The 21301-nt window shown below is 51.4% G+C and carries 17 protein-coding genes; 10 read left to right on the top strand and 7 right to left on the bottom strand.

The window, feature by feature from the left end:
* Position 1: 1 nt before the first annotated feature.
* The 4 genes from GN241_04385 to GN241_04400 all read right to left on the bottom strand — a co-directional run bounded on the left by GN241_04385 (position 2) and on the right by GN241_04400 (position 4825).
* The gene (locus GN241_04385) at positions 2-1666 is read right to left on the bottom strand and encodes a TRAP transporter large permease subunit (GenBank protein ID XAT56664.1); all 1665 of its coding nucleotides are present in this window, start codon (positions 1664-1666) and stop codon (positions 2-4) included.
* The gene (locus GN241_04390) at positions 1666-2508 is read right to left on the bottom strand and encodes a TRAP transporter small permease subunit (protein XAT56665.1); all 843 of its coding nucleotides are present in this window, start codon (positions 2506-2508) and stop codon (positions 1666-1668) included. The genes GN241_04385 and GN241_04390 overlap by 1 nt, the downstream gene beginning before the upstream one ends.
* A gap of 40 nt (positions 2509-2548) precedes the next feature.
* A complete protein-coding gene (locus GN241_04395; GenBank protein XAT56666.1) occupies positions 2549-3712 on the bottom strand; it encodes a mandelate racemase/muconate lactonizing enzyme family protein in 1164 nt (387 codons plus the stop codon).
* A gap of 102 nt (positions 3713-3814) precedes the next feature.
* Positions 3815-4825, bottom strand: coding sequence for a C4-dicarboxylate ABC transporter substrate-binding protein (locus tag GN241_04400; protein ID XAT56667.1), 1011 nt, complete (start codon positions 4823-4825; stop codon positions 3815-3817).
* Positions 4826-5012: 187 nt separating this feature from the next.
* Between GN241_04400 and GN241_04405 the strand changes: the two genes are divergently transcribed.
* The gene (locus tag GN241_04405) at positions 5013-5681 is read left to right on the top strand and encodes an FCD domain-containing protein (GenBank protein XAT56668.1); all 669 of its coding nucleotides are present in this window, start codon (positions 5013-5015) and stop codon (positions 5679-5681) included.
* Here the strand turns inward: GN241_04405 and GN241_04410 are convergent.
* Both GN241_04410 and GN241_04415 read right to left on the bottom strand, forming a co-directional pair.
* Entirely contained in the window at positions 5678-6673 is a 996-nt protein-coding gene (locus tag GN241_04410) for an NAD-dependent epimerase/dehydratase family protein (GenBank protein ID XAT56669.1), read from the bottom strand. The two genes, GN241_04405 and GN241_04410, sit on opposite strands and share 4 nt — an antisense overlap.
* Positions 6670-7557, bottom strand: coding sequence for an NAD-binding protein (locus tag GN241_04415; GenBank protein ID XAT56670.1), 888 nt, complete (start codon positions 7555-7557; stop codon positions 6670-6672). The genes GN241_04410 and GN241_04415 overlap by 4 nt, the downstream gene beginning before the upstream one ends.
* Positions 7558-7746: 189 nt before the next feature.
* Here GN241_04415 and GN241_04420 point away from each other — a divergent pair, with 189 nt between their 5' ends.
* The 5 genes from GN241_04420 to GN241_04440 are packed head-to-tail and all read left to right on the top strand — an operon-like array spanning position 7747 to position 13222.
* Positions 7747-8493 (top strand): SDR family oxidoreductase, encoded by a 747-nt coding sequence (locus GN241_04420; GenBank protein ID XAT56671.1) that lies wholly within the window; start codon positions 7747-7749, stop codon positions 8491-8493.
* Between the two features lie 4 nt (positions 8494-8497).
* Positions 8498-10291, top strand: coding sequence for a dihydroxy-acid dehydratase (locus GN241_04425; GenBank protein XAT56672.1), 1794 nt, complete (start codon positions 8498-8500; stop codon positions 10289-10291).
* A 10-nt stretch (positions 10292-10301) separates the two neighbouring features.
* On the top strand, positions 10302-11150 hold the full coding sequence (locus tag GN241_04430; protein XAT56673.1) for a 2-hydroxyhepta-2,4-diene-1,7-dioate isomerase: 849 nt from the start codon (positions 10302-10304) through the stop codon (positions 11148-11150).
* A 2-nt stretch (positions 11151-11152) separates the two neighbouring features.
* A complete protein-coding gene (locus tag GN241_04435) occupies positions 11153-12103 on the top strand; it encodes a 2-hydroxyacid dehydrogenase (protein XAT59175.1) in 951 nt (316 codons plus the stop codon).
* Positions 12104-12115: 12 nt separating this feature from the next.
* Complete coding sequence (locus GN241_04440; GenBank protein XAT56674.1) at positions 12116-13222, top strand: uroporphyrinogen decarboxylase; 1107 nt, start codon at positions 12116-12118, stop codon at positions 13220-13222.
* 3 nt (positions 13223-13225) lie between these two features.
* On the opposite strand, the gene GN241_04445 is transcribed toward GN241_04440, so the two are convergent.
* Positions 13226-13993 (bottom strand): glucose 1-dehydrogenase, encoded by a 768-nt coding sequence (locus tag GN241_04445; protein XAT56675.1) that lies wholly within the window; start codon positions 13991-13993, stop codon positions 13226-13228.
* 97 nt (positions 13994-14090) lie between these two features.
* Here GN241_04445 and GN241_04450 point away from each other — a divergent pair, with 97 nt between their 5' ends.
* From GN241_04450 to GN241_04465, 4 genes are all read left to right on the top strand, one after another.
* A complete protein-coding gene (locus GN241_04450) occupies positions 14091-15119 on the top strand; it encodes an alcohol dehydrogenase catalytic domain-containing protein (GenBank protein ID XAT56676.1) in 1029 nt (342 codons plus the stop codon).
* A 194-nt stretch (positions 15120-15313) separates the two neighbouring features.
* Positions 15314-16255: a hypothetical protein gene (locus GN241_04455; GenBank protein ID XAT56677.1), complete on the top strand. Its 942-nt coding sequence runs from the start codon at positions 15314-15316 to the stop codon at positions 16253-16255.
* Complete coding sequence (locus GN241_04460) at positions 16252-19584, top strand: hypothetical protein (GenBank protein XAT56678.1); 3333 nt, start codon at positions 16252-16254, stop codon at positions 19582-19584. The genes GN241_04455 and GN241_04460 overlap by 4 nt, the downstream gene beginning before the upstream one ends.
* 65 nt (positions 19585-19649) lie before the next feature.
* Positions 19650-21134: a hypothetical protein gene (locus GN241_04465; GenBank protein XAT56679.1), complete on the top strand. Its 1485-nt coding sequence runs from the start codon at positions 19650-19652 to the stop codon at positions 21132-21134.
* Positions 21135-21301 lie beyond the last annotated feature (167 nt).

A 21301-nucleotide genomic window follows, 5' to 3' on the forward strand; every position in this document is an offset into this window, starting at 1 on the left:
CTTATAACAGAACTGAAACAATCGGTGGCCAGATCAGCAAGACTGACAAGGCCATCAGCTGAATGCCGATAAAGGGTAAGAAGCCTTTGAAAATATCAGTCAGCGAAATATGCGCAGGCGCCACTGATTTGAGGTAAAATGCGGCCGGCCCAAAGGGTGGTGATAAGAAGCTGACCTGCATATTCATACAGAATAATACCCCAAACCAAGTTGCCACATGGCGCGGATTCAATTCACCAAAAATGCCAATTTCTTGAATGGGCAGGCGCAAAACGATCGGCAAAAAGACCGGGATGATCAGCAAAACAATCCCAACCCAATCCATAAAAGCGCCCATGATCAAGAGAATGAACATCATAGAAAGAAGAACCAGCATCGTGGGCATTTCGGAGCCAACGATCAGATCTGCCACAAAACGCGGCCCACCCGCGATCGTATAGGCCCCTGCAAGCGCTGCGGCACCGATGGTCACCCAAATGATGGTTCCGGTTGATTTCATCGTGCGCATTAGGCTGTCCCAGACCAGCTCAAAATTGGCTTCGCCGCGTAATATGGCGATGATCAAAACCGCAATCGCGCCCATGCCTGCCGCTTCTGTAATGCCTGTAATGCCACCGTAAATTGATCCAAGAACCACGCCGATCACGACCATAGGCGCAACCAACCCCTTGCCCATTTCCCAGGCCAATGCAGAGCGCTCGCGGCCAAAGCCAAAAAACGCGATCAGCACAGAGGCAATGATATAGCCGGCAAACCATGGAAGGTAATCCGCAGTTCCTAAGAAGATGGGCTCTATGGCGTCATCCAAGGGTGCGTTTTGGCCCGTTACCGTGAAGAACAAGGCGCGCAAGAATAATGCGGTTACAGCGCCAAAAAAGACAACATTCAAAAACGCGATGAACAGTTTCAATTTGTCATATCCCTGCGGCTCGCCTTCAGCAGGCTCAGGCAGCGGGGCATCTTCGGGGCGGATTTGGGTTCGAATAATGATGTAGATGATGATGAAGCTTGCCAACATGAAACCGGGTAAAAACGCTGCGGTAAACAGCGCTTTGATCGAGGTTTCTGTGATCAACCCATACATAATCAAAACGATTGAGGGGGGGATCATTGTGCCCAAAGATCCCGAGGCGCAGATTGTTCCGATTGCGAGGTTTTGATTATAGCCAAGGCGGAGCATTTGCGGCAAGGCAATCAATCCCAGCAGCACCACTTCTCCCCCAATAATCCCCGACATCGCAGCCATAATCACCGCCATGATCGAGGTCACGATAGCAATACCGCCACGGGTTCCGTTCAGCCAGACATTCAAAGAGCTATACATATCTTTGGCAATACCCGAACGTTCCAATAGCGAGGCCATAAAGATGAACAAAGGTACCGAAATCAAAACATAGCTGGTCATGACGCCGTAAATTTTTTGCTGCAGGATATTCAGGGCTCCCGCCCCCGGCCTCCCGGTAAGCGTACATCGTGCGCCGGGATTTGCCTCAGTATACCAGTCAGGGCACCCGAAGCTGAGCGGGTTAGACAAAAGGGCAGGTTCAAACTTCATTACTAAAACCAAAACGGCCAAAATGGCCGAGGCCAAGCCAAGAGGCATGCCAATGGCAAGTAAAATAAACAGGCCTATTAACAAGATCAGAGAAATAGTTCCGATATCCATCAGTTTGATCCCACGTTGCGTTTCAATGTTTCAATTTCGTCTTCTATATCGTCTGTTGCTGAATGTTTGACGGGTTCGAGCTTCCAGTCAGAAAACAGGTTAAACACAGACTGCAAGGCCACCAAAGATACCATCACCAAAATAAACGGCTTTAAAGTGGCGGGTATCGGTGGATCAAAGGCGGTGCCAAATGTTTCCCAACTGTAAAACTTTTTGAAAGACTCGCCATACCCACCATAACATAAAAAGAACGCGAAAATAACGATGAGAAGGGTTGAGATGGTGTCGCAGACACGTTGTAAAGCGCGCGGTAAAACATCATAGAGCAAGAAAATCCTAATATGGCTGCGCTGCTGCATCGCGTAAAGCCCTGCGCATAAAAACACAAAGCTGGCCACCCATAATGACAGCTCATTGGCCCATAATGTAGGCGCCTCCACCACGTAGCGCATGAACACTTCGTAGATCATTACACTGGTCAGTAGAACGATTTGCACCATCGTGATCCGACCAATGAAAACAGCGAACCGATCTACCGGGCGCCAATGCTCGAATTCCATGCGCGCCCGTTCAACCGTGAACAAGCCAAAAACCAGCAAAATAGGAAGCGCAATCAGCGTGAACCAATCTACAATATCCGCGAAGCCGCCAAATAAGCCTGGCAGATTCGGGGTCACATCATTGCGGATCATTTGAGCAGAGAGCTGGTCAAACAGCGATTGGTCCTCTGGAGTGAAAAAATCCAGGATGAAATAGGGGAAGTGCCAGCATTGCCAGGCAAAACAAATGATAAAGGCGGCTGGTATATACCATTCCTTGTGGTTAACCGTATTTCCCTGCATGCGTTTTCTCTCCTCGCGCCTCTTGGTGAGGCTACGTTATTTATAGTGCAAAGTATTGCAAAAAGTCTCTATCTGGTGTGATCCCAAGGCCTGGGCCCTCTGGCAGCGCAATATAGCCATTGGTTTGGGCAACTTGCGCTTGAATTTCTAACGGCGTTTCCAACAATTCATCGCGGAATTTATTATCGGTTGTGTCAAATTCCAACATTGGCTCCCAAGGGTTCATCCCGCCGGGCAAATCAGGCATGGACGCGAGTAAGTGCATATTGGTTGCAACGGCAACCGCCGACCCCCAGACGTGATTGACCACCGGCGTGAAATGCGCGTGACACAGCGCCAATACTCGCAAATATTCCGATATACCCCCCAAGGCACACACTTCTGGCTGGGCTATATCCAGCCCGCGCGATTCAAGCAGACTGCGCCAACCCCATCTGTTAAATTCGGCTTCACCGCCTGAAATATTGACGTTCAGGCCCGCGCGCAATTCGCGGTAACCTTGCAGATCTTCTGGTGCGATCGGTTCTTCAAACCAATAGGCGCCAAGATCTTCAAGCGCGCGCCCCACTGTAAAAGCATCGCTTGTTGTATAGCAGTGATTTGCATCCACCATGAACCTAAAATCATCGCCAATGCCGCGCCGCACGGCTTCCGCCAGTTTTATATCTGCGCGAGGCCCCAAGCCCACTTTCATTTTTGTTGCAACAAAGCCCATATCTTTGATCGCGCGCGCTTCTTCTTTAAAGCGGGCTGTCAAATTTTCAAGCGGCTCCGGGCGCAGCATCATGCCGTATCCATAAACGGGAATTTGTTTGCGATGCGCGCCGCCGATCAGTTGATAAAGCGGCAAATTTGCGACTTTTCCGGCAATATCCCACAGCGCGATATCTACCCCAGATAAGGCCTGCATCGGCATGCCCTTTTGTCCGTGGTCGCGCATTAGATTATAGGTTTTATGCCACAAGACATCCCGATCAAGCGGTGAGTGGCCCAAGATCATTGGTTGAATAACATCTTGCACGATGGTGCGGTTCGCAAGCGCAATATTGCCCGGGCCAAAGCATTCCCCCCAACCGGTAAGACCTTCGTCGGTTTCAACTTCGATCAGATGCGCGGTGCGTTTGTCATAAAACTGTTGAGAATAGCCCAGCGTCTGCGGCATGTTATATTGCAGAATATGGCTGGTGATTTTGGTTATTTCCATTGGGAAGCCCAACTCACCTTTTTCTTACGTTTTACATCTTTGCCTGTTCGGATAACGGGGCCCCGTAGGGCCCCGTTATTGGTTAATTATCAATGAATAAACTTAGTCTACCAGACCCAGCTCTTTGAGATATGTCACGTGGCTTGCAAGCAAAGCTTTCGCTTCTGGAGTGGTTGCGAAATCGCTCCAAGCGGCTTGCGCAGCGGCGCGGAAGCTGGCCCGGTCTTCGGGAGACCAGTCATGCAAGGTTACACCTTCGCCGCGCAGCTTAGAGGCTGCTGCAGTCATGCCTTTGCCCACCTGCATTGAGGTTTGGAAGGCCAAGGATTCCATCGCAACATTGATGATGCGGCGGTGTGCTTCGGGCATGCCATCCCAAACGGCTTTGTTACAGGCCAAGTGATCAGATGGCATTGAGTGAAAACCAGGATAGTTTGTGTGCTTCACGATGTCATACAGGCCCAAGCTCACGTTTGTGGCGATGTTTGATGCATCCGCTCCATCAATGATACCAGTTTCCAAAGCGGTGAAGATTTCGGTGAAATCCATCACGATGGGTGAGGCGCCAAGATTGTCAAAAATCATCGTTGCCATGCCTGGAGGTGACCGGAATTTCCAGTTTTTGAAATCTTCTGCGTTACGGATTGGTTTTGAAGAAGACAGGCTCTCCATGCCTGGGATCCACCAACCGATGAACTGCATGTCATATTTGTTGTACAGCTCTTGTGCTGCCTCATAACCACCACCGTTATAGAGCCAGCTATACTGATCCCAGGGTGAGTCATATCCGCCCATGATGTCGCCAACAAATTGGAATGCAGGGTTCTTACCTGTTTGGTAAGCACCACCTGTCATGTCGCAATCCAAAACACCTGTGGCAGCCGCGTCGAATGTTTCCACAGAAGAAACCACGGAAGATGAATAATACATCTCGATCGAGATCTCACCGCCAGACATTGTTTGCACATTGTCGATAAATTGCGCCGCAAGCTTACCGTTGGGGCTTTCTTCAGAGAAATGCGTTTGAATGCGCAGGTTGGTCGCTGCGGATGCACTTGTTGCAGCCATAGCTGCGATACCGGCAGCAAAGGCTACCTTTTTTACTATTTTCATGATGTCCTCCCAGACATTTATAGCCGAATTATCCAGAACCGTAGAAGCTCTGACCTTTAATCAACACAGAAAAGACTAGAGGGCTTAATCTGTTTCTTCAAGTTTTTATTTAATTTCTTGAAAATTTCGTGATTTTGCTAAAATAATAATATTATACCATGATTAGAACGCAGTAAGAGAGCCTCGGATGGATGAAGAAAACGATATTTACGAAGGTCTGCGTCTGCGGGTAACCTCGGGTGGGTTGACGCCGAATACGAAATTAAAACCAGCCGTTTTGCGTCATGATTATAATTGTTCGGCCAGCACCATTCGAGAGGCTTTGTTCAGATTATCCACCGTTGGTTTGGTGTCTTTTCAAGAGCAGCGTGGCTTTCGCGTTCCAATTCCAACCGATCAAGCACAACATGAACTGACGCATCTGCGTATTTTGCTTGAATGCGAGGGGGCATGCTTGTCGATTCGTCAGGGCGGCATCGATTGGGAATCTCGGTTGACCGCGGCGCATCATAAATTGTCGCATATTGAAAAAAGAGTGCGAGGAAGCGCCGACCATACGCCACTTTTCATTCTTTGGGCAAAAGCCGAGCAAGCCTTTCATGAAACCCTTATTTCAGACTGCGGATCAGATGTGCTCAAAGCCACGCATGCGATGATCTACCAGCGATTTCGCCAGCAAGTTTTTAATTCTGATAAGAAATTTGTATTTGTTGCCGAAAACATTGAGCAGCATCAGGGAATTTTAGAGGCTGCTTTGATGCGGGATGAGGCGTTGATTCGGTCTCGTATCTATAGCCATTTAGAAAGAAACTTGGTGTTCGACATGCCGCCCGAGCTGCCCAAGCTTTCTTATTAATCAGCGTTGACTTTGCCAGCGCTGGGCAAATCATCCTGAATATAGGTTGCGATGATCTCATCAAAACTGGCTTCTGCTTGAAAGCCCAGCGCACGCGCACGTTGCGCGGTGAAATTTCGAGGCCAGGAGGAAACGATATTAATGATCGTGTCATCAGGTCGACGCTCAATCAAGTTAACGACCGACTGGCCCGCAGCACGGCGCAGCGCCTCTATTTGCTCCGCCACGGTGCAACTTACGCCTGGCAGGTTGAGCGCGCGCCGATTTTCCAACAGGCGGCTGTCTAGCGTTGCGGCATGCTTTAAAAACCCCGCGGCTGCGCGCGGAGAAGCGTGCCAATGGCGCACGCTTTCATCCACAGGTAAAATTGCTTTTTGGCCATTTAAAGGCTCGCGTATGATCCCTGAAAAAAACGATGAGGCAGCCAGGTTGGCCTTGCCTGGGCGCACGCAGATCGTTGGTAACCGCAAGGATATCCCATCTACAAACCCTTTTCTGCTAAAATCTGACAGCAGCAATTCACAGGAGGCTTTTTGAGATCCATAGCTGGTTTGAGGGGCGCTTAAAAACGTATCGTCAATCTGTTCCGGAAACGGGCCTCCGAAGACGGCAATTGAGGAGGTGAAAATAATTTTGGGCACATATGTTCCGCCGGTTTCTATATGCAGTTTTCTTAACGCTTCCAGATAATGCCACATTGTGAACATATTAACTTGCCAGCCCGCGTCGAAATTGCTTTCAGCTTCGCCCGAAACGATCGATGCCAGATGAAAGACGAGATCGGGGCGCAATTGGGCAAGCATTGTTATATTTTGCGCATCGGTCAAAGAGCCGGTTATACAGCGCAGACGCCCGTTTTGTTTCAGGGGAAAGGCCATATCAAACAAAATAATATCGAGCGTCTTATGGCCGGGCAAGCCGCCTGCCAAAAGATGATTGGCAAGCTTTTGCCCCACCATACCGCCACCGCCAAGGATCAAGATTTTTGTCATGGCTTGTTCTTTCCATGTTCGAGCAATTCTAAATACAGGCCAGAATGGTCTGTATCTGCGCCACCCATATGCTCAACGAAATATTTAAAGCGATCTCGGATATGCTGCGTGACGGGTAAGCTCACGCCAAGCTGTGCGGCTTCATTTAGCCCGTTATTCAGATCTTTGAGGTGAAATTTGGCAGGCCCACCAGGCACAAAATTGCCCGTCGTCATACGCTCTCCATGTTGCTGAAGAATAACGCTATCAGCAAAGCCGCCCTGCAAGGCTGCCCGCACCGCTGCCGGATCGGCGCCGCCGCGCTCGAGCAGCAGCATGGCTTCGGCAACCGCGCCGATTGTAACGGCAACGATGGCCTGGTTCGCCAGCTTGGCCAATTGTCCAGCGCCCGATGGCCCCACATGGGTTGGCCGGCCCATGCCGGCCAGAACATCTTGAACTTGCGAAAAATCATCGACAGCCCCCCCAACCATAATCGCAAGACTTCCGGCTTCGGCCCCTTTGGTGCCGCCTGAAACGGGCGCGTCTAAATGGCGGATGTTAAAGGCGCGCAAATGCGCCGCTTGGGCGCGCGCTTCTTCTGGTTTCGTGCTGGACATATCCACCCAGACTGCGTCGGGTTTAAGCGCTTTTTGCAAGGCCGCATCGTCTAAGATCAGGGCCACGGTCGGGCCATCTGACACCATTGAAATGATTATATCAGCATTTTTAACTGCCTCTGCGGCGCTTGTCGCCACATGCACGCCAAAGCCAGAGAGCCCGATCGCTTTTTCAGCAGATCTGTTCCAAGCGCTGAGCGTGACGCCGGCGGCAGATAAATTCCTAGCCATTGGGAACCCCATAAGACCTGTTCCTAGAAATGCGACCTTTGATATTTCCGACATGGCATCCTCATTTTGCTCTTTCTACCGTCACAATAAAGATGAAATTTCGGATGTCACTCAGGATTTGCCGGTCGTTGTTGCCGCGTTCCGTAACTGTTGAGTGTTCGTGCTTCTGATGTTAGTCACAGCGAAGCGAAGGTTGCGTTGCCCAGAAATATTGGGTTTAGCACGGGCAATGGGGGGAAGTGTATGTCTGGTAACAGATTGAAAAATAAACGCATTTTGGTGACGGCGGCGGGTCAAGGGATTGGCCGCGCGGCGGCTTTGGCGATGGTGGCTGAGGGCGCTGAGGTATTCGCCACTGATATAAATCCCGAAGGCTTGGCGCAGTTGAAATCCGAGGCGACCGGCACTTTAGAAATATTTGAATTAGACGTCCGCTCAGTGGCCTCTGTGGTGGCGGGCGTTGCAGTAGCGCAGCCCGATGTATTGTTCAATTGTGCCGGTTTTGTGCATAATGGCACGGTGCTAGAGGCCAGCGATGAAGATTGGGATTTCGCCTTTGATCTGAATGTGCGCTCGATGTTGCGGACCGTGCGGGCGGCTTTGCCGGGCATGTTAGAGCGCGGATCAGGCTCTATTATCAATATGTCTTCAGCCTGCTCTTCGGTTATCGGAGCGCCAAACCGGTTTGTCTATGGCACCACGAAGGCGGCGGTTCTGGGCCTCACAAAATCGGTTGCAATCGACTACATTACCAAAGGGATCCGCTGCAATGCGATCTGCCCGGGCACGGTTGAAAGCCCGAGCTTGCATGATCGCTTGCATGCCACCGGTGATTACGAGGCGGCGATGAAAGCTTTTATTGCGCGCCAACCGATGGGGCGGATTGCAAAAGCAGAAGAAATCGCGGCGCTGGTGGTGTATCTTGCCAGCGATGAAAGTGCCTTTACCACAGGGCAAGCCCATATCATTGACGGCGGATGGTCAGGATAAACTTATGAAAAAAATTCAAATTGAAGACTTGAGATCACGTAAATGGTTCATGAATGCGGATAACCGCGAAATGACAGCGCTTTATTTAGAGCGGTATCTGAATTACGGCCTGACACGAAAAGAGCTGCAATCGGGCAAACCGATCATTGGGATCGCCCAAACCGGCAGCGATCTCAGCCCGTGCAACCGCCATCACCTTGAGCTGACCAAGCGCGTGCGCGACGGGATCATCGCGGCCGGCGGCACACCGATTGAAATTCCTGTTCACCCGATTCAGGAAACCGGCAAGCGCCCGACTGCGATGTTAGACCGCAATTTGGCCTATCTATCGCTTGTTGAAACCTTATTTGGCTATCCGCTTGATGGCGTGGTGCTGAATATTGGCTGCGATAAAACCACCCCTGCGCTGCTCATGGCGGCAGCGACGGTGAATATCCCTGCCATCGCGCTTTCGGTAGGACCGATGTTGAATGGCTGGTTCAACGGCGAGCGGACCGGTTCGGGCACCATCGTTTGGAAGGCACGCGAGATGTTGGCCTCGGGCGATATTGATGATGATGGTTTTATGGAGCTGGTTTCCAGTGCCGCACCCTCGGTTGGCTATTGCAATACGATGGGCACCGCCACCACGATGAATTCCTTGGCCGAAGCGCTGGGCATGCAATTGCCCGGCTCTGCAGCGATTCCGGCGCCCTATCGTGAACGCGGGCAAATCAGTTATGAAACTGGTTTGCGGATCGTCGATATGGTGTGGGAAGACCTGCGGCCAAGCGATGTGATGACGCGTGAGGCCTTTGAAAATGCGATCGTGATCAATTCTGCGATTGGCGGCTCTACCAATGCGCCGATCCATTTGAACGGGATTGCGCGCCATCTTGGCGTGCCATTGAACAATGATGATTGGCAGAGCATTGGCCATGACATCCCGCTTTTGGTGAATTTGCAGCCCGCGGGGGAGTATCTGGGTGAAGATTATCAAAGGGCGGGCGGCGTCCCGGCGGTTGTTGGAGAGTTGCTCGAAGCTGGTTTATTGCCGCATCCCAAAGCGCTTACCGTCAATGGCGCATCGATGGGCGATAACTGTATCGACCGGCGCAGCGAAAACCAAGATGTGATCAAACCCGTGAGCGCGCCCATCAAAGCGCAAGCAGGGTTTATAAATTTATCGGGGAACCTGTTTGACAGTGCGATCATGAAAACCTCGGTGATCAGCGATAATTTTCGGCAAACCTATCTGTCAAACCCCGAGGACCTAGATGCGTTCGAAGGCCGGGCTATTGTGTTTGATGGGCCCGAAGAGTTTCACCATCGCATTGATGATCCTGCGGAAAATATCGATGAAACCTGTATTCTTTTCATGCGTGGTACAGGGCCGATTGGATATCCTGGGGGCGCCGAAGTGGTGAATATGCGCCCACCTGCCTATTTGCTGAAAAAAGGCGTTGAGGCGCTGCCTTGTATTGGCGATGGCCGTCAATCGGGCACATCAGGAAGCCCTTCAATTTTGAATGCCTCGCCAGAAGCGGCGGCTGGCGGTGGGCTGGCACTTTTGAAAACTGGCGATCGCGTCCGCATTGATCTTAAAAAATGCACGGCGGATATGCTGGTGCCTTTGGACGAGCTTGCAGAGCGCGCGCGCGCCTTTGAGGCCGAAGGCTATCCCTACCCAGAGAATCATTCGCCCTGGCAAGAGCTGTTCCGCGAAAAGGTCGGGCGCTTCGACGAAGGCATGATTTTGAAAGATGCCGATAATTACAGAGATATTGCGCGCAAATATGTGCCGCGCGACAACCATTAGGAGATAGAGAATGAAGCTTGTTCGTTACGGGGCCATCGGTTCGGAAAAACCTGGTTTGATTGATCAAAATGGGGATCTGAGAGACCTGTCATCGCATGTTGCTGATATTGCCGGGGCCGCGCTGCAAGATGCAGAGCTGGATAAATTACGCGCGCTCGATCCTAACAACCTGCCATTGGTTGATGGAAGCCCACGCCTGGGCGCCTGCGTCGGAAACATTGGAAAATTTCTGTGTATCGGGTTGAATTATTCCGATCACGCGGCTGAAACTGGCGCCGCAATTCCCGAACATCCAATTTTATTTGCCAAAGCCACATCGGCTGTTGTTGGTCCGAACGATGATGTGTCGATGCCACGCGGATCAACCCATACAGATTGGGAGGTCGAGCTGGGCGTGGTGATCGGTAAAACGGCCAAATATGTCTCGCAAGCAGAGGCGCTTGATTATGTGGCTGGCTATTGCGTTATAAATGATGTGTCTGAGCGCCATTTTCAGACCTCGCTTACGGGGCAGTGGACGAAGGGAAAATCCTGCGACACATTCGGGCCAACCGGTCCTTGGTTGGTCACACGTGACGAAATTGTGGATCCGCAAAACCTGGCGATGAGCCTAGATGTGAACGGCAAGCGTATGCAAACAGGCAACACCAATACGATGATTTTTTCCGTAGCGGAAATAATTGAACATCTTTCTGGGTTGATGTCTTTGCACCCGGGTGATGTGATTAGCACCGGAACCCCCCCTGGCGTTGGAATGGGGATCAAGCCGCAGCCGATTTATCTCAAGCGCGGCGATGTGATGGAGCTGACGATTGAAGGCCTTGGATCGCAGCGTCAAAGCGTTACGGAAGACGCATGATCATGCCTAATCTTTTACTGATCGGAGACGCAACGGAAGAGATGCTGCATCGCCTTTCTGAAAAATTTAACATCCATGCATTGGCGGATATCGCAGATCCAATCGCGTGGTTGGCAAAGCATGGTGATAAAATCTCTTACGTGGCCACCAATGGTCATGATGGGATTTTGCCGGCCTATATGGAGGCGATGCACAATTTGAAAGTGATCAGCTGCTACGGGGTGGGCTATGATGCGATCGACACCGCCGCCGCCGCCGCACGCGGCATCCACGTCACGCATACGCCGAATGTGTTGAATGCCGAAGTGGCGAGCACAGCGCTTTTGCTGATGCTTGCATGCTATCGAAACTTTTTGGCAGAAGATGCGTATGTGCGCTCGGGTGCGTGGGAGCGCGAGGGCAATGCGCCCTTGTCGCGCTCTGCCGATAATCAAATTGTTGGTATTTTGGGCATGGGTCGGATCGGGCAGGCCATTGCCCAGAAACTCGCTCCTTTTAACGCCAAAATTCTTTATCATTCGCGCAGCGCAAAGCCGGTGGATTACACCTATTGTGAGAGTCTGATCGATATGGCGCGCCAAAGTGATGTGTTGATTTGCATCACCCCAGGCGGGCCCGCAACGCGGCATCTTGTAAACGCAGAGGTGTTGAATGCGCTGGGTCCTAACGGCACTTTGATCAATGTCAGCCGCGGGTCGGTTGTGGATGAAAAGGCTCTGATCGCGGCCTTGCAAGACGGGCGCCTTGGCTGGGCCGGGCTGGATGTGTTTGAGCAAGAGCCGAAAGTGCCTGAAACTTTGCGGGCGCTGTCAAATGTGGCCCTGTTGCCGCATGTGGGAAGCGCCACTGTGGAAACCCGCGCGGCGATGGGAAATCTGACGGTTGATAATATACTCACTCATCTGGCCTCGGGCAGCGTGATCAGCCCGGTGCCGGAATGCGCGCATCTGTAAGGAGATCGCAGCGTGGGGGAGAACACCCAGATCGTTGAGGTAGAGGCGGCGCTTTTTGAGGTGCCGCTGGATGAGGTTTTGGTGGATGCCAAACATGGGGCGCATAGCCATTTTCAGCTGATCTGCGTTACCATCTGTTTGGCAGATGGGCGCCGCGCCACCGGCTATACCTATACGGGCGGACGCGGCGGGCATGCGATTCTTGCGCTGATCCAGAACGATTTGGCGTCATTTTTAGTTGGGCGCTGCAGTATGGATATCGAAAGCTTGTATGCGCAAATGCTGTGGCATATGCATTATGTCGGGCGCGGGGGCATCGTAAGCTTTGCAATCTCTGCTGTTGATATTGCGCTTTGGGACTTGCGCTGCAAAGCTGCGGGTTTGCCGCTCTGGCAGATGGCGGGTGGCGCCGGCAACCGCTGCAAAGCCTATGCAGGCGGGATTGATCTGGCCTTTCCATTGCCCAAATTATGCGAGCATATTGAGGGTTATTTGGCGGCTGGGTTTAATGCGGTAAAAATCAAAGTGGGACATCCCAGTCTTGAGGAAGATATTGCGCGGATCCGCGCGGTGCGCGCGTTAATCGGGCCTGAGATTCACTTTATGATTGACGCCAATTATGCGCTGGATGTGGCGCAGGCCATCGCGCTCGCCAAGGCGGTGCGCGATCAGAATATCTTGTGGTTTGAAGAACCGATTATCCCTGAAAATTTTGCCGGCTATGCGGAAATTTCCAAGGCGAGCGGCATCGCGGTTGCGCAGGGTGAAAACTTGCACACGCATGAAGAGTTCCAAATGGCGCTGGCGCAAAGCCAGTTGGGCTTTGTTCAGCCCGATGCGTCAAATTGCGGGGGCATCACGGGCTGGTTGCGCGTCGCGGCTGAGAGCGCACGCTCTGGCGTGCCGATTTCCAGCCATGGGATGCAAGAATTACACGTGTCTTTGGTGAGCGGGCAAGCCCACGGCGGATGGCTTGAAGTGCATAGCTTTCCGATTGACCGATACACCAAGCAGCCCCTGCAAATGGAACAGCATTTGGCTGTAGCGCCCGATGCGCCCGGTATCGGGGTCGAGTTTGATTGGGAGCGGCTGCAGCCGTTTCGGCTGCAGCTGGCATAAAGTTTACAGCGAGGCGGTGATTCCACCATCGACGTAAAGCGTGTGGCCATTTACAAAACTAGACGCGTCAGAGGCCAAAAAGATGCAAGCCCCCACCAATTCTTCCACTTGCCCCCAGCGCCCCGCGGGGGTTCGATTGGTCAGCCAGGCGCTGAATTCGGGATCGGCCACCAAAGCTGCATTTAGGGGCGTGTCAAAATAGCCCGGCGCAATTGCATTGCATTGCAGCCCGTGTTTTGCCCAATCTGTCGCCATGCCTTTCGTCAAATTGGTCACGGCGCCTTTGGTGGCGGTATAGGGTGCAATGCCGGGGCGGGCCAAGGCTGATTGTACGCTGGCAATATTGATGATCTTTCCCCGTTTGCGCCCGATCATATGGCGGGCGACGGCTTGGCCCACGTGAAAGACCGACGCGATATTGGTTTGGAGCAATTGCTCAAACGCCTCGGGTGGAAAATCTTGCAACGCGGCGCGATGCTGCATTCCGGCATTGTTGACCAAGATATCAATCGCGCCAGACGCGCTTTCAAACCCGTCTATCGCCTCGCGTACCGCGGTATGATCCGTGGCATCAAACGCCAATTGATGGGTTTTTACACCGTTAGCCTCTAAGGCTTTCGCGGCGCTGGCCAGTTTTTCGGCATTGCGCCCGTTTAAGACGATTTTAACGCCTTCTGCCGCCAGACCTTTTGCCAGAGCAAAGCCGATGCCTTGGCTTGATCCCGTGATTAAGGCGCGCTTCCCATTAAGATTGAACAATCCAGATGACATTCGGTTTCTCCTTCTTGGGCCCGGGATTATTGGGCTTGGCCGCGATGGATCTTATCGCTATCTTTAATCAGCTTGTACAGCAGGGAAAGCCACTGACATGAAAGCTTTGGTCATTCATGGCGCGAAAGACTTGCGTTTGGAAACGCGGGACGCAGAGGCGCCGGGACCCGGGCAGGTGGCGGTCGCTTTGAAAGCGGGGGGCATTTGTGGGTCCGACCTGCATTATTACAATCACGGTGGTTTTGGGCCGATCAAACTGCGTGAACCAATGGTTCTGGGGCATGAGGTTGCAGGTGAAATCGTTGAGCTTGGCCCCGATGTAGAGGGGCTACGGCTTGGGCAATTAGTGGCTATTTCACCCTCAAGACCTTGTTATGATTGCTGTTACTGTAGGGGCGGGCAATTGAATCATTGTTTGAATATGCGGTTTTATGGCAGCGCGATGCCGTTTCCGCATATTCAGGGGGCTTTTCAGGAATATCTGGTGGCAGAGGCGGATCAATGCGTTGTGGCAGATGGATTAACGGCGGGTGAAGCCGCGATGGCCGAGCCGCTGGCCGTGGCTTTGCATGCGGTGAAGCAAGCTGGCAATTTGATAGGGGCCCGCGTGTTGGTCACGGGCAGTGGTCCGATTGGAGCTCTGACCATTTTGGTGGCACGGCGCGCCGGCGCTGCAGAGATAATCGCCACTGATCTTTCGGATTACACGCTTGCGAAAGCGAAAGCCGCTGGGGCGGATCAAACGCATAACATCCTGACACGGCCACAGGCTTTGGCCCCTTACGGCCGTGATAAAGGCCAGGTCGATGTGCATTTTGAATGTTCGGGGGCAGCTGCTGCGCTGGCGAGCGGCATCTCAGTTTTACGACCGGCCGGGCAATTGATACAGCTTGGCTTGGGCGGTGATATGAACGTACCAATGCAAGCGTTGACCGCCAAAGAAATTTCTTTGAAGGGCTCTTTTAGGTTTCATTTTGAGTTTAAGTTGGCGGTATCTTTGATGCAAAAAGGCTTGATAAAGGTTTCTGATTTGATCACCCAAAATGTGCCGTTGCATGATGCAATTGCAGGATTTGAAATGGCATCGGACCGAGGATCCGCGCTGAAAGTGCAGATTGCGTTTTAAGGGTTTGGAAAGCGGATGCTCTGTCTGTGTTAAGATAAGGCCTGATCAGGCTTGAAAAAAGCCCTTTCAACGGCGTGCCCAGTGGCTTGATCTTGATATTATATTATATATTTGCGGAGAAGGCGTTGACCTCAGGGGGGGATGCTTTTACTGCCATATTGAGTGGATTAAAAGTTGAATGGTGTGTATTTGAGATGAGCGACGAGCTGCAAGATGATGAGATCGATCTGCGCGAATTATTCGCCGCGCTGTGGGATGGAAAGCTCCTCATTTTTATCGTGACCTGCGCCGTATTTTTATTTTCCTCGGCATATTTGCATGTTGCGGAGAGGAGCTATACCGTGTCGGTCACGTTGCGCCCTACCGAAGATCAAAGTTCGGCTGGCGGCAATTTGGGCGGGCTTGGCGGGCTTGCATCCTTGGCAGGTGTTCAATTGCCCAGCGGCGGCGCCACTGAATTCATCACATTTCAGGCGATGCTGAAGTCTCAAGAAGTGGCATCACGGCTTTTTGCCGATGAAACCTTAATACAGCGGCTTTTCGCAGGTGAATGGGATGAGAGCCGTAAAAGCTTTTTGCAGCCCATTCCCTCAACTTTGGGAAATGTCAAACGTCTGATCAAGCCGCTTTTAACCGGTGAGGGGCAAGCTGCCTATATCGCGCCCAACGCCGCGCGCTTGGCGAAAACACTATCCGAAGATCTATCGGTTTCGGAAGATAAAAACAGTGGTATGCTTACATTGAGCATGGAAAGTGCTAAGCCAGAATTGGCAAGTGATCTGATGCTGGCGCTTATACGTGAAACTGATGGATTTCTCAAAGAGCGTTTCGTGGTTTCAGGGTCAGAAGCGCTGCAGTTCTATCAACAGAAAATTTCCAAAGCGCGCTCGCGCGAACACCGCGAAGCATTGGCGAAACTGATTGCGACTGAGGAGCAAAAATTAATGCTGGCCACGCGAGAAGGGCCTTTTGTGGTTGAAATTATGATGGGTCCGGATCAATCCTTGCGGCCCACATCACCCAAAAGCAGCTTGGTCTTGGCGCTGGGTTTGGTGTTGGGGCTGTTTTTAGGGGCCGCTGTGGTTTTGATGCGCAAAGCCCTTGGTGGCAATGAAAAGAAAGTATCACAATCATGATGTCATTGGTTCGCAGCTTCATAATTTTGGTTTTGCTTGCAACGAATAGCGCGGCGCAAACCTCGCCGCTTGATCAGTTGCTAAAGCAGCAATCGCAGGGGCTGCCATTTGGCACTGATCTGCAAAGCCTTGAGAATAAGTTATCCGGGCAGGGTTTTGACATTAATCCTGAAAATGCAGGGCGTACGGCCAAACAGCCGGTAATCCCGAATGAGCAAAATGTTAAACTGCTGGACCGGCGGTTCACGGCGGAAGAAGCCCAACAGCGCATGCAAGAAGGGCAAGCGCTGTCGAATGATGTATTGGGTGGGCAATCGGAGGCACAAACGCTATCGATGGTCGAAACCTATTACAAGGTTCTTACCGGTGAAAGCTTGGATGTGTTTGGAACAGGCAAATCCGACACGTCAAACAATATCGCGAATGACCCTGCTGATGAATTGGTCTTTTTCAACTCTTTAGGCTCAGATTACCGCCTAGCTGCAGGCGATATTCTTGCCATTTCAATCCGCGGATTAAGCAGCACCGATGAAGAAGCCGTGGTTGATGGTGAGGGAAAAATCGCTATTTCCGGGATGCTGCCCGTCATTGCGGCAGGGCGTTCTATCGCGGATGTGCAAAGTGACATCACGCAAGTCTTGGAAGTCGATGATGCCTCTGCCAACGTGTATGTCAGCCTTGCAGCGGCGCGGTTGGTATCGGTGCAAGTTACCGGCGCTATAGGGCAACCCGGTACGGTTGCAGTGCCGGCCTACACGCCTGTGAGCCGAATTTTGCCGCTTGTGGGGGATATTCTGCCGCAGGGCTCGGCCCGCAATATTACCCTGTTCCAAAACGGCGACCGCCAGATTGTTGATCTTTATCAGTCGCTTTTGGGGCTTGATGCCGGCGTTGACCCTTTGGTGGTGAACAATGCACGTTTGCATGTCGGCGATCAAGGCGGCACGGTGGCAGTTGCAGGATTTGTTGGGCGCCCAGCGATTTTTGAATTGGCCGCCGGCCAAACTGAAATTTCCAGCCAAGAGCTGTTTCGCTTGGCAAATATTAGGTTGATGGCCCCGGGCACAAAGCTGGATCTGCTGCGCTTTAACGATCAGGGGGTTCCGGTTTCTGAACCGATTGCTTTTGGAAAAGATCAAATGGTTCAGGCCGGTCAAGCGATTCAAATCCAATTTGTGCAGACCCGAAGCCAATCGGATGTAAAAGTTTTTGGAGCGGTTGAAAAACCGTTCTCGTTGAATGTGGTCAACCCTTTGCCGATTGCCGAGCTTTTGCGGAACGGCGCAGCTTTAACGTCTGATGTCTATATGCATTTTGCGCTTATTGCGGGAAACCGGAGCGAAAACGGCGCCGATAGAGCAATCAATTTGACCAAAGCGCTGCAATTTCCCGATCGGTTTTTGATCCGGCCAGGGGAAACGCTGATCATTTTGACTTTGAACCAATATCAAACTTTGCTGAAACAATCTTTAACAGAACCGAGCGGCCGAATTTCCCAATTGCTCATCTCTGCAGAGCCGGCCGAGGTATTTTTGAACGGTAGGCGGGTGGGCTTTGTGGCGGCCAGCGAAGGTCAAGCAATTGCCGATATCTTTGGAACCCAACTTTCGGTTCCGCAAGACATCGATTATGACTTTAGCCTACTCTTTGATCCAAAAGCCGTGGCGCAAAAACCCAAGGCTTTTCTGCTTTCAGAGGCGTTGACCGCGGCGTCCGACTACGATCTGCGCGGGGGCGTACGCTTGCAACTTTTCACAACCACATTTTTGCGCGATGTGAATTTGCCGAATTTGAAAAACTTTTCAGTTGATCAAACTGGTCGCGAAAGCGCATCAGATGAAAATAAAGACCCGCAAGAAAATATCGCCCTGTTGCAACAGACAAACCAATCGAACAATAGCGCAAGCCAGCTTCAAAGGGCCGAGTTAGACAAGCAGATTGCCTTTGAAACGCGGTCACGGCTAGATACAAAGGCTGAGCTTGCCGTGGCAGCCCGCAGTATTTCCGCCTCTGCTCCAACCGTTATATTCGTAAATGGGCAACAATATGGGTTTTTGCCATCGGATGTTCGGTTTTCTAACACTCGGCTGGCGCGAGAGCTTACGCGTACCGCCGAAATTTATCCACTTTACGTAGAGGTCGCGACACAAGCGCCTGATGGATATTCTTTTGAAACGCGATCGTTTGCTTTGGGGGCTCTTGCAAGCCCGGAATCCACCTTTTCAACCCAAGCCAGTATGAGGTTGGATTTCTATACGCAAGAATTCGTAAGACGGTTTGTCTTGCCCAATGATCCGATAAAAACGACAGAAGATCTGAGCAAAATTGTAGACACGTTGCGTGCGGCAGGGCGGTTTATTTCGGGGGCTGTACGCCAACCTGGTCAATACCCCGTGGCCGCTGATTTAAGTTTGGATCTTTTCCTGCGCGTTGCGGGGGGGGCGCTGCCGAACGCGGATCTTAAAAATGTTATTCTGCGAACATATGTGGTGAGCCAAAACGGTGAGATTGATCTTCAGCGGCCTAAACGCATCGATTTAACGGCTGTCAGTCCTACTTCCATAAAGCTATCTGGGACCTACGATATACAGATCCCAACCTTGGTGAATAATGCCATGTCTGGTGTTGTGACTCTTAACGGGCAGGTGCAACGGCCAGGGACCTACACTGTCGGCCGAGATGAAACCCTGCATGACATCATTGAACGCGCAGGTGGATTTACAGAAGTGGCTTATCCGCTCGGGGCCGTTCTTACGCGCCGGTCGTTGAAAGAAGAGCAAACGCGCGCAAACCTAACTTTGGCGCGGCAAGTTGAACAATCTATTCTCTCTCTGTCGCAAAATGCCAGCGCAGAGCAAAACCAACAGATTCCAGCCGTTATTGGATTGGCCAATCAGTTGCGAACTTTAAGTGGCTCGGGGCGCCAAATTGTGAATGCAGCTCTGAAAAGCGGAGAAAACCCAGTTTTCTTAGAAAATGGGGATTCGCTCTTCATTCCCAAACGCCCCTCTCACGTAAGCGTGATCGGCAGTGTCTATAATGAGGTTTCTGCGGTTTATGCCCCCTATAAAACGACGCGAGATTATATTTCAGAAGCCGGTGGTACCAGCAAGATTGCCGATAGTAAGAACGTTTATATGGTATTGCCCAATGGGCAAAGCGAGCCAATTGGAGAGATTGATAGCGCAAATGTGATTATTCCACCCGGCGCGGTGCTGATCGTGCCGCCGAGGGTCGATAAATTAAGCCCATTGGGGCTTAGCCGCGTAGTGTCCGATATTTTAAGCAATATCGCAACATCCTTGCTGGCGATCAACGCGGTTCGGTGAGAGAAAACGTCAATATTAACGCCGGATCGCAAAGCGTGTTTCTAATATGTAAGGCGGTTACTTTTTTGATCACGGCGATGTTTGCGCTTGCGTCGCCCGGCTGGTCTGGTTGTGATCTTCAGGGCGCTTTGGCAGAACGAGACATTATCACCCTAGGGATAAACGCGCCGTCTCAATCGTTGGTTGAAATCTCAGCAAATGATATTCGGGTGATCGTTGAGGACCCGTATGGGCTGAACCCCTCTGAGCAATATGGTTCGCTTATCGAGGTTTATGGGCTTTCTGGCGAGGGTCGCCCTATCTTAAAAAAGATTGTCACGGCGCCGGTCGGGGATGATATAAAAGCGCTGCAGAGCGCGCTTTCAAACTCGGCTGCGTCAATTGTGCTGACGCAGAAAAATGGTTATTTTTTCACTTGGCATGATCAGCCCGTTGCTGGAAACTCAATATATGCATGTATGGTGCAAAGCCATATATTTCATCACGAAAGTGGTCAGGATTTTGCTATCCACGTGGCCGAGCGGGCGCAGCCTGAACGCATTGCTAAGCATAAAATTTTAGAACAGTTGCTGCGCGATGAGGGGTCTTTAAACAGCCTGCGCAGCCAAGTGGTTTCTCAGATGAATTTAGCCCAAGCAGAGGATCTTCCGGCAGTTCTGGACGGTTTGACATCTGAGCGGACGAATTTGCGCAGTTTTCGGGTGCAGCATGTCAACCGACGCTTGAGTTTAAGCCAAATAGAAATTCCCTATGCGGCGTATAAATCAGCGCAAAGGTATCAAGACGGCAATGCTTTGGCCTATCTAAGCGATATATCGCGCTTGAATACATTTGAAATACACCCGCTGCCACAAACGTATTTTTGGGGCCTATCAGCGCAGGGTGAAACACGGCGGGCTGTAGTTGGAATAACCAATGATCTCGAGCGTTATTTATCCACCCGACTCGCAATACATTTCCAGAAAAACGGCCTTGGTCTGGATCAGGCATCCCTAACGGGGCGGATGTTTGTTGAAAAAAATATTCTGGCTGTCAGCAAATTAGGCCGAATTGATAGTTTTTCAGATGGGTTTCAATTGAGCGCCTATCAGCTAATGCCAGCTGCAGAGGCCTTTTGGGCCGCGCATCTTTACGCATCATTGCCCAACCGATGCGCGCGGTGCCGTAACGCCGGTTTAACGTTGGAACAGGCTGGTTTTAGCCGCTCTTGGGATATGAGCGTAAGCAAAGCCATTAGGTTTGAAGAGACAGAGCATATTTTGCACCCTTTGGTATTGATAAGCGCGCGCAAACGACTTTCAAAAAAAATATCATTAGAAGTGTTTTCAGGGCTGCGGCTAAAACGCGACGCTGATGCCTCTTTTGGCTTTGCTCTCAAGCTTCTGGACGCAATACCAAGAGATGGTTCGCGGCCTAAACAAACGGAGAGTTTCATCGAAATCTTTTCCACTTCAAGCATTATGCCTTTGATCGAAGAAGATCGAAGCGCATATTTTGAAAATACACCAAGTTTCTTGAAAAGAACTTGGGCTGATTATATGCGCTTCTAGCGATCTGCTATCTTGCGGTAAGAAGGGCGTCTTATATCAGCATGGCGCTATCTGATTGCAGCTGAAGTTGACGGGTTCTAGTGCATATAGGCATTTATGAACCAACCCTCACAGACGTGCGCACGCCTTTGCGTGATTTGTGCCATGACCTTGCGGGCGGACGTAAT

Source organism: Rhodobacteraceae bacterium IMCC1335, from assembly GCA_039640495.1.
In the GTDB taxonomy this organism is placed as follows: Bacteria; Pseudomonadota; Alphaproteobacteria; order Rhodobacterales; family Rhodobacteraceae; genus Thalassovivens.